The organism is Kocuria sp. SM24M-10 (assembly GCF_001027955.1).
Taxonomy (GTDB): domain Bacteria; phylum Actinomycetota; class Actinomycetes; order Actinomycetales; family Micrococcaceae; genus Kocuria; species Kocuria oceani.
Window position 1 is genome coordinate 1 of sequence record NZ_LDNX01000145.1, and the last position, 8742, is coordinate 8742.

Sequence of the window (8742 nt, forward strand, 5' to 3'; positions counted from 1 at the left end):
CAGTAGATGGTGCGGTCGCCCGAGAACGACTGCCGGCACCCACGCCCGGCCAGCCCGCACACCTCGTCGGTCGTCGGATACCCGTAGACCCCCGTCTCGCGCCCGCCGAGGACCCACTTGCTCCCGATCGCCCCGTAGGTGTTCACCGTGCGCGCACCGGTGGAGGCAGTCCAGTAGATGGTGCGGTCGCCCGAGAACGACTGCCGGCACCCACGCCCGGCCAGCCCGCACACCTCGTCGCCGAGTGGCCAGCCCAGCAGGTCCACATCCCCGTCGGACAGCCACTTCTGGCCGATGGCGCCCCGGACCTGCACGAAGTGGGCCCCATGAGCCGCGTGCCACAGTACGACGCCGTTCTGGTGCGGCCACTCCCAACCGCCCTTCCACGGGCGCATGTCGGCGGTGGGTCCCCCGGAGCGGGCCGCCACCCGGACGGCGGCGGCCTCCAGGGCCTGCCGGGCCTCCGCCGGGACGTCCGTGGTCACGTCCGCCTGTGCATCCGCCGCACGGGCCCCCTCGGACGATTCGGTCGCCGGCCCGGTCGAGGGAACCGCTGCGGGTTCGCTCGCTGGCTCGGGCAGCGCCTCCGGGGTGGGCAGCGCCTGTTCGGCGGGCCCTGTCGAGGGGGAGGGATCTGCGGAAACCCTCGGGGTCACGGTGACCACCGCGCGGGCTTCGCCACCGGTGGCGTCCCGCAGGGCGTAGCCGACCTCCACGGCACCGGCCGGCGCGTCCTCGGCCGGGGTCAGCGCGAGCACGGGGTGCTCGGGCGGCAGCCAGCCCTCGGGCAGCTCCGCGGGCGCCGTGCCCGGGGTGATGACGCGCAACGACCCGACGTCCGTGCGCAGCTCGTCCGCGAGGGCGTCCTCGCCCCGGGGGGCGGAGGGGTCCACGAGCAGCAGCCTCACCTGCGCGGGGTCCAGGAGCCCGTCGTTGGCCAGGACGTCCACGGCCGCCGTGCGGCCCGGGCCGGCCGTGGCCATCGCATCGTCGACCGGATCGAGCGGCGCCGCCGTAGCGGTGGTCGTGGCGGTGGCCGTCGCGGTCCCGTCCGTTGCCGCAGGAGCCGTCGCCACGTCCGGCGCGGGGGACGGCGGAGCCGCGGACGCGCCGGGGGCACCGGCGAGGACGACGGCGAAGCAGGCCGCGAGGGCGGCGGGGATGCGCAGAGCTGAGATCTTCATGGGGGTCCCTCGCTGGGGTCAGTCGGTGAACTCGACGTAGTGGTCGGGGGTGGTGTTGTCGAAGACCCGCACGGCCAGGTCGGCGTCGGGCGCCGCGCTGAAGGCGACGTCCAGCGAGGCGGATCCGCCGGGGGCGATGGTCGGGAAGGTCTCCATCCGCACGCCGAGCGACTCGTCGTAGGCGGGCACCGCGGGCTCGTCGCCCACGACGGCCACCGGGAAGGACCAGGGCACCGCGTCGACCGGGTCGGTGCCCGTGTTGGTGAGGGTCACGGTGAACACCTGCACCGGGGTGCCGGGAGCGGCACGGACCGGGCGCTGCCCCGTGGTCGCAAGTCGCGGCCCCTCCACCGTCCCCGCCAGGGAGTCGGTGAGCTGCTGGGTGGAGCCGAACGCGACGGCGGTGACACGGGTGGCGCTGTCGTCGTAGGGGGCCACGTCGTTGCCCGAGGGCGCGGGACTTCCCGGCCCGGCGGTGCCGGGCTCCGGGGTCCCCGACGCCGCGGGGGCGCTCGCAGCCCCGGACGGCGCCGTCCCGGGTTCCGCCGCAGCGGAGGTCTCCGCTCCGGAAGTCTCCACGGAGGTGGCCGCCGCGGGAGAGGCCGCGCCGCCCGGGTTCCCCGAGCACCCGGTCAGGGCGAGAGCGAGCAGCGCCGCGCAGACGGTCCCGGCGCGTCGGCCGCGCGACGGGAGGAACAGGGCTGTCATGGGGGACTCCTCTGCACGGTCATGGGGGGGGGAAGAACCCGACCGGGCCGGTCGTTGGAGCTCACGCTACACGGTCATTTGCATTAGTGATCGGCATGACGTGGTGTGGCGCGAACACCTTGCGGCAGCGGGCCCAAGCCGAGACGGGACTGGCCGGGCTGGGGAGCACAACCTCCGACGACTCGATGTGCCGCCACACCGTCCGGCAGCCGGACAGCCTGATCATGCCGGACGCGACCGTCGACGACCGCTTCCGCGAGATCGTGTTCATTCGCCGGGACCCGCACGTGCGCTTCTACGCCGGCCACCCGCTCCGGGCACCGGGCGGGAGCAGGTCGGTTCGCTGTGCCTGTTCGACACCCGGCCGCGCCGGCTGCGCGCCGACCAGCAGTCGCTGCTGCGGGAGCTGGCCGCCTGGGTCGAGCGGGAGCTGGAGCTGAAGCGCGAACCGGACCGCGCCGCCGAGGTCCAGCAGATCCTGATGCCGCGCACGGCCCCGCACGTGGCCGGCTACGAGCTGGCCGGGCGCTGCGCGCCGGCCCGGGAGATCGGCGGCGACTTCCCCCGCGTGGCAGCCCGTGGACGGCGGCCGGATGCAGCTGCACGTGGCCGACGTCATGGGCAAGGGGATCCCGGCCGCCCTGATCGCGGCCTCCGTGCAGGCGCTGCTCGTGGGCGCCGTGCAGCTCAACGACCAGCAGACCGCTTTCGCGCGGGCCGCCGCCTCGGCGGACCTGCTGAGCGGTACCGGAGCCTTCGTCATCGCGTTCTCCGCCCGCCCTCGGACTCGGAGATCAGGAGACGGATTCGGGACACCGTGCCGGAAGAGTGTCGCCCGGTGTTGCGGAGCAGGTCCAGCCAGGCCCGGCCACGTGCACAACGACGAGCGGGTGCGGGCGGCGGCCGACGATGGATGGCGCAGAGGCGCTCTGGGGGGGCAGGGGGGGCGCCCATCGTCACCACGGCCGGCGCCGAGGAGGTGATCCCAGCGGCGACCGGCCGGACGCGCCGGAGGGGTCAGACGGCGGGGTAGTCCGGGGCGGGCCCCAGTCCGAAGTACTCCTCGAGGGTGTCCAGCTCGGCGGATCCCTCCGCGGCGGCGTCCGCCTGCAGCTCGGCCAGGAGCTGCAGTCCGACGTAGCGCAGGTGCCAGGGCTCGTAGGCGTAGCCGGTCCACTCCTGCCGATCCTCGGGGCAGCAGACGACGAAGCCGTGACGATGGGCGTTCTTCCGCACCCAGTCCCCCACCGGGGTTCCCTCGAAGCAGTCCTGCACGGCACACTCGCCGTCGGCGTTGCCGACGTCCATCGCGAGCCCGGTCTGGTGCTCGCTGTGGCCGGGGCGGGCGGCGATCGTGTCCGCCGTCTCCTGGCCGTACTGCTGGACGTAGCTGCCGTAGAGGCTCGCCTGCTCGGCGTGGGAGCGGTGACCGCTCACCGGCACGATGTGCACGCCGTCCGCTCTGACTGCGCGGGTCATCCGCTGGAACGCCTCGGCCGCCGTCGCCTGGAGACGCTCGGACTGCACGCGCTTCAGCTGGTCGGGCACGTACGTCGCCGGGTCCGGCTTCCGGTGCTTGTTCACCACGACCTGCAGGCTGTGCGCCGAGTCGATGTCGTGGTCCGCCGGCGCGGCATCCGCCGGCGCGACGAGTACCGCCGTCAGGGCGATCGACACCGCTGCCCCCGTGATGCTGCCCGGTCCTCACATCGCTCCCACGCCCCCACGTGTCCGGAAATCCCGCTGCGTCGGGCGCTCAGCCTGGCCGGCCCGGGCTCGGACGGGTCGTGCCCGGCGTCCCGGGAGGTCTTGGAGCCCACGGGGCGGGCGAGCCGCCCGGGAAGGGCGCGGGGCCGAGCCGCGCCCTCGCGGGACGCGGGCGGCCCCGGGTGCGGCCCGGCACGGCCTCCGGGTGCGGCTCCGACCGGCTCAGTAGTGGTGGTCGTCGCGCTCGTTCTCGTGCTGGTGCTCGCCCTCGGCGTGCATGCGGTCGTGGTGCTCGCGGCTCTCCGCGTCGTCGTGGTCGACCCAGTGCCACCGGTCGTGCGTCTCGCAGCGGTACCAGTGGTCCTCACGGTCTTCGCGGTCCTCACCCGTGCTCGCGCCGACGCCGTCCCGGTACTCGTCGTCGGGGTCCCGATCGTGGTCGTGCCGCTGCTCGTCCCGGTCGGAGCGGTGGTAGCCGTACCAGCGCTCGTCGTCCTCCCCCTGGTCGGCCCGGTCCCCGTGGCCGTTCCCGTACCGGTCGTCGTTCCCGTACCGGTCGTCAGGGTCGTTCTCGTACCCGTCGTCAGGGCCGCTCCCGTCGCCGTGGCCGTACCGGTCGTCGGGGTGTCCGTCGCCGTACGCACTGCCGTGGTCGGTGTCGTCGTCGCCCGGACCCGCGACCGCAGAGGTGGCCGCGCCTCCGAGGAGGAGGAGGGCGGCCAGCACCGTGCCGGCGAGGGTCTTCCGCAGTGGATCCATGGCTGCTCCTGATGGGCATGACGGCGGGTGGCCAAGCGGTGGGTGTGCACAGACCTGGGTCAGAGATCTCGCCCGGACAGCAGGCATGAACACCGTAGGAGTGTCCCGGGTCACAGTTCAAGGCCGTGGGCGGGGCGGGCGGCGGCACGGTTCCGGCTCGCGGCAGCATGGCGGCGACAGGCCCTCCCGGCCCTTCACCGGCGCGTTCGGGGTCGTGGCCCGCACCGCGGGACGGAGGCCGCTGAATGGGCGCTGACCAGGGCGTTCGCCCCATTGTCCCGCAGCGTCGCCGTGGGTCGGCGATACGCGCGGACAGACCCCGTGGGCCCGGGCCACGGGCGGCCTCGGTGAGAGGGCGTCCCGTTCCGAGACCTCGCCGCAACATGTGACGTCATGAGCGGTCGCTGTCGCAACGACCGTGTGCTGTGGAGCCCCCTACCGGATTCGAACCGGTGACCCCCTGTTTACAAGACAGGTGCTCTGGCCAGCTGAGCTAAGGAGGCGGGTGGTCCCGGGGTGCCGCGCGCGGCACCGGCGACCGGGGTCCCAGGATATCGGACGTCTCCGAGGACCCCGAAATCCCTGCGCCCTCGGGCGGAGCGGCGGCGCCGCACCCCGCAGGGCGCGGCGCCGCCGCTCCGTCCGAGGGCGGGACACCTACTTCTGGTCCGCCAGGGCCTCGTCCAGGGCGTCCTGGAACGCCTCGTTGCCGAGCCGCTCACCGTCGATGAAGACCGTCGGGGTGCCGGAGACGCCGTTGGCCAGGGACTCCTGCGAGACCACGTTGACCATGGGGCGCCAGGTGTTCTCCTCCAGCGCGGTCGCGATGTCCGCGCCGTGCGTGGCGGCGATCTCCACGAGCTGCTCGTCGTCCAGGCCACCGGTGCCCTGGTGCGAGAACACCTCCTCGACGAAGGCGAGGTACTGCTCCGTGGAGACCTGGTTGCCCACCTCGTAGGCGGCGGCCGCGGCGCGGGAGGAGTACTGCGTGGGCGTGGCCCGGTCCAGGAAGTTGAGGTTGCGGTACTCCAGGGTGATGTCCCCGGACGTCACGGCCTCCTCGAGGGCCTCACCGTTCTCGGTCTCGAAGTCGGCGCAGTGCACGCACTCGAAGTCCTGGAAGATCACGACCGGCACGGGCTCGCCCTCGCCCGCGGGCTCGACGCCCGGCGGCACCGCGGAGTCGTCCGGGGTCTCCGGCGCCTCGGGGACCTCGCCCAGATCGCGCTGGTCCACCTCCGACTCGCCGGTGCGGATGCCGTCCGCGGTCAGGACGGTGCCGCCCCACTGGTTGGCGGAGGCGGGCACCGGACCGGCCTCGGGGATCTGCTCGGCCCGGTTCTGCGCCACGACCACCCCGATCACCGCGAGGATCACGAGGACCAGGGCGAGGATGCCGAACTGCAGCAGCCGGCGGGACCGCTTGTCCTGGCGGGCGTGCTGGTCGGCGAGCTGCCGGGCGCGCTCGCGGGCGGCGTCGCGGTTCCGGGGGTCGGGGGTCGTGCTGCTGGATGCCATGGGTCCTCTTCGAAGAATCCTCGGGGGCGGATGCGGACGTGTCGTCGCTCAGATTATCGGACCCCCTCGCGGCCCGCCGACTCAGGAGATCCCCAGGCAGAAAGGGGAGCACACTGACGAATAGACTGGGGCGCAGGACGATGACGCCCCACCGGAAGGACCCCTCGTGAGTGCAGAGCAGACCCCCACCGCCTCCTCGGCAGATCTGGAGGAGGCGCCCGAACCGCGCACGGACGTCCCCCAGGACACCGGCTTCGACTTCGTCGTGGTCTCGAACCGGCTGCCGGTCGAGCGCGTCGTCGAGGACGGCACGTCCTCCTGGCGCCGCTCCCCCGGCGGCCTCGTGGCCGCCCTGTCCCCGGTGATGGCCCGCAACACCGGCGCCTGGGTGGGCTGGCACGGCGCGGCCGACGAGACGCTGGAGCGCTTCGACCACGACGTCTTCCACCTGGCGCCCGTCCCGCTCTCCGGCGCGGAGGTCGAGGCCTACTACGAGGGGTTCTCGAACGCGACCCTGTGGCCGCTCTACCACGACGTCATCGCACCCCCGGAGTTCCACCGCGCCTGGTGGAACACCTACCGCCGGGTCAACCGCCGCTTCGCGGAGCGGACCGCCGAGGTCGCCGCGCAGAACGCCACGGTGTGGGTGCAGGACTATCAGCTGCAACTGGTGCCCAAGCTGTTGCGGGACCTGCGCCCGGACCTGACCATCGGCTTCTTCAACCACATCCCCTTCCCCCCGCTCGAGATCTTCGCGCAGCTCCCCTGGCGGCGAGCGGTGCTGGAAGGGCTCTCCGGCGCCGACCTCATCGGCTTCCAGCGCCCGGGCGACGCCCAGAACTTCCAGCGCTGCGTGCGCCGGTTCCTGGACGTGCCGTTCCGGCAGGGCCGCGCCCGGTTCGGCACCGACGACGCCGCCTGGACGGTGCGCGCCCAGTCCTACCCGATCTCCATCGACGCCGAGGCGATCCAGGAGCTGGCCTCGCGCCCGGAGGTCAAGGAGCGCGCCCGGGAGATCCGGCACGAGCTCGGCGACCCGGAGACCGTCTTCCTCGGGGTGGACCGGCTCGACTACACCAAGGGCATCCTGCACCGCATCAAGGCCTACGGGGAGCTGCTGCAGGACGGGAGGCTGACGGTCGGTCCGTCGGTGCTGGTGCAGGTGGCCAATCCCTCGCGGGAACGGGTGGAGTCCTACGTCCAGCTGCGCGAGGACGTGGAGGGCCTGGTGGGTCATCTCAACGGCCAGCACGACACGATCTCGCACACCGCGATCCGGTACCTGCACCACGGCTATCCGTTCGAGGAGATGGTGGCGCTCTACCTCGCCACCGACGTGATGCTGGTGACCTCGCTCCGGGACGGCATGAACCTGGTGGCCAAGGAGTACGTCGCGGCGAAGACGGACGGGTCCGGCACCCTGGTGCTCTCCGAGTTCACCGGCGCCGCCGAGCAGCTCAAGCAGGCGCTGCTGGTGAACCCGCACGACATCGACGGGCTCAAGGACGCGATGCTGCGGGCCAAGGAGATGCCGGCGGCCGAGGCGAAGAAGCGGATGCGCGCGATGCGGCGCCAGGTACTGGGCAACGACGTCAACGACTGGTCGGAGGCGTTCCTGCGGGACCTCGCCGGCACCCGTTCCGGTCGCACGACCGGCGACACCACCGAGGAGGAGCAGTGACGGACACGCACGACGACGCTCGGCCGGCGCTCGAGCAGGCTCTCGACCGGGCGGCCGCGGCCGAGACGCTGCTGGTCGCCCTGGACTTCGACGGCACCCTGGCCCCCTTCACGGCGGACCCCGGCGACAGCCGGGCGCTGCCGGAGGCGCAGACGGCCCTCGAGCAGCTGCTGGGGCTGGACCGGACCTACGTGGCCGTCATCTCGGGGCGGCCCATGCACTTCCTGCGCGCCGTCGTGGACCCGGACGGCCGGATGCTGCTCTCCGGCTCGCACGGGGCCGAGCTGCACCTCGACGCCCTCGGAGGCGCGGCGGCGGACTCGGAGCTGCGGCTCTCCCCGGCCCAGCAGGACCTGCTCGGCCGGGCGACCGAACTCGTGGAGGCGCAGGTGGCCCGGTACCCGGGATCCCGGCTCGAGCTCAAGCCCACCGGGGCGGCGTTCCACACCCGCACGATGACGGACCAGGCGTCGTCCGCCCGCGCCGAGCAGGAGATGATCGAGGCCTTCGAGCAGCTGGACGGACTGAAGGTCACCCCGGGCCAGCACGTGGTCGAGTCCTCGGTGCACTCCGCCACGAAGGGCGAGGGCATCACGGCGTTCATGCAGGCGACCGGTGCGGAGGTCACCCTCTTCGCCGGCGACGACGTCACGGACGAGAACGCCATGCGAGAACTCGGCCCGGACGATCTCGGCATCAAGGTGGGCAACGGTGAGAGCGCGGCGGCGCACCGGGTCGCGTCCCCGGCCGAACTGGCCGGAGTGCTCGCCCGGCTGGCTGAGCTGCGGAGCACCGCTCTGTCCTGAGCGCGGGCGCCGCCGAGGCCGCGGCGGCGCGTCGATGGGACGCCGGTGGCGCCGGAGGCATGACCGTGATTAGGATCACTGTGGCCCCCGTCACCTGTGGGGGTTGCTCTTCTCCTTCGGATCGTCCGGCACGTGCCTGCCGGGAAAGAGGCTTGTTCCATGTCTGCTGTGCGCTACGCGAATGTCACCTGTCAGTACCCGGGGGCCGAGCGGCCCTCGGTCACCGATCTGGACCTGGAGGTGGCCGACGGGGAGTTCCTGGTCCTGGTCGGACCCTCCGGGTGCGGCAAATCCACCACCCTGCGGATGCTGGCCGGCCTGGAGGAGGTCACCGCCGGGAACATCTACATCGGGGACCGCGACGTCACCGACGTGCCCT

Annotated in this window: 8 protein-coding genes, 1 tRNA gene and 1 pseudogene; 4 read left to right on the top strand and 6 right to left on the bottom strand. The window is 73.0% G+C overall.

The features are described 5' to 3' along the window. Nucleotides 1–1184 (bottom strand): annotated as a pseudogene (locus tag ABL57_RS17370) (hypothetical protein); the annotation flags it as partial. Between the two features lie 18 nt (nt 1185–1202). Continuing rightward, nucleotides 1203–1892 (bottom strand): hypothetical protein, encoded by a 690-nt coding sequence (locus ABL57_RS17375; protein WP_047804741.1) that lies wholly within the window; start codon nt 1890–1892, stop codon nt 1203–1205. A gap of 593 nt (nt 1893–2485) precedes the next feature. On the opposite strand from ABL57_RS17375, the gene ABL57_RS23595 reads away from it, so the two are divergent. Continuing rightward, the gene (locus tag ABL57_RS23595) at nt 2486–2875 is read left to right on the top strand and encodes a SpoIIE family protein phosphatase (RefSeq protein WP_152683442.1); all 390 of its coding nucleotides are present in this window, start codon (nt 2486–2488) and stop codon (nt 2873–2875) included. Between the two features lie 34 nt (nt 2876–2909). Here the strand turns inward: ABL57_RS23595 and ABL57_RS17385 are convergent, their stop codons facing one another. The 4 genes from ABL57_RS17385 to ABL57_RS17400 all read right to left on the bottom strand — a co-directional run bounded on the left by ABL57_RS17385 (nt 2910) and on the right by ABL57_RS17400 (nt 5876). Continuing rightward, nucleotides 2910–3569, bottom strand: coding sequence for a D-alanyl-D-alanine carboxypeptidase family protein (locus ABL57_RS17385; RefSeq protein ID WP_053005089.1), 660 nt, complete (start codon nt 3567–3569; stop codon nt 2910–2912). A 252-nt stretch (nt 3570–3821) separates the two neighbouring features. Further along, on the bottom strand, nt 3822–4358 hold the full coding sequence (locus ABL57_RS17390) for a hypothetical protein (RefSeq protein ID WP_047804743.1): 537 nt from the start codon (nt 4356–4358) through the stop codon (nt 3822–3824). Nucleotides 4359–4784: 426 nt separating this feature from the next. Beyond that, nucleotides 4785–4861 (bottom strand) — tRNA-Thr (locus ABL57_RS17395). A 154-nt stretch (nt 4862–5015) separates the two neighbouring features. Continuing rightward, complete coding sequence (locus ABL57_RS17400) at nt 5016–5876, bottom strand: DsbA family protein (protein ID WP_047804744.1); 861 nt, start codon at nt 5874–5876, stop codon at nt 5016–5018. A 166-nt stretch (nt 5877–6042) separates the two neighbouring features. Here ABL57_RS17400 and ABL57_RS17405 point away from each other — a divergent pair, with 166 nt between their 5' ends. From ABL57_RS17405 to ABL57_RS17415, 3 genes are all read left to right on the top strand, one after another. After that, nucleotides 6043–7557: a trehalose-6-phosphate synthase gene (locus ABL57_RS17405; RefSeq protein ID WP_082157532.1), complete on the top strand. Its 1515-nt coding sequence runs from the start codon at nt 6043–6045 to the stop codon at nt 7555–7557. Then, nucleotides 7554–8363: a trehalose-phosphatase gene (otsB, locus tag ABL57_RS17410; protein ID WP_047804745.1), complete on the top strand. Its 810-nt coding sequence runs from the start codon at nt 7554–7556 to the stop codon at nt 8361–8363. Before ABL57_RS17405 ends, otsB begins: the two co-directional genes overlap by 4 nt. A 159-nt stretch (nt 8364–8522) precedes the next feature. Then, nucleotides 8523–8742, top strand: a 220-nt coding sequence (locus tag ABL57_RS17415; protein ID WP_152683443.1) for an ATP-binding cassette domain-containing protein, incomplete at its 3' end; no start/stop codon positions are given.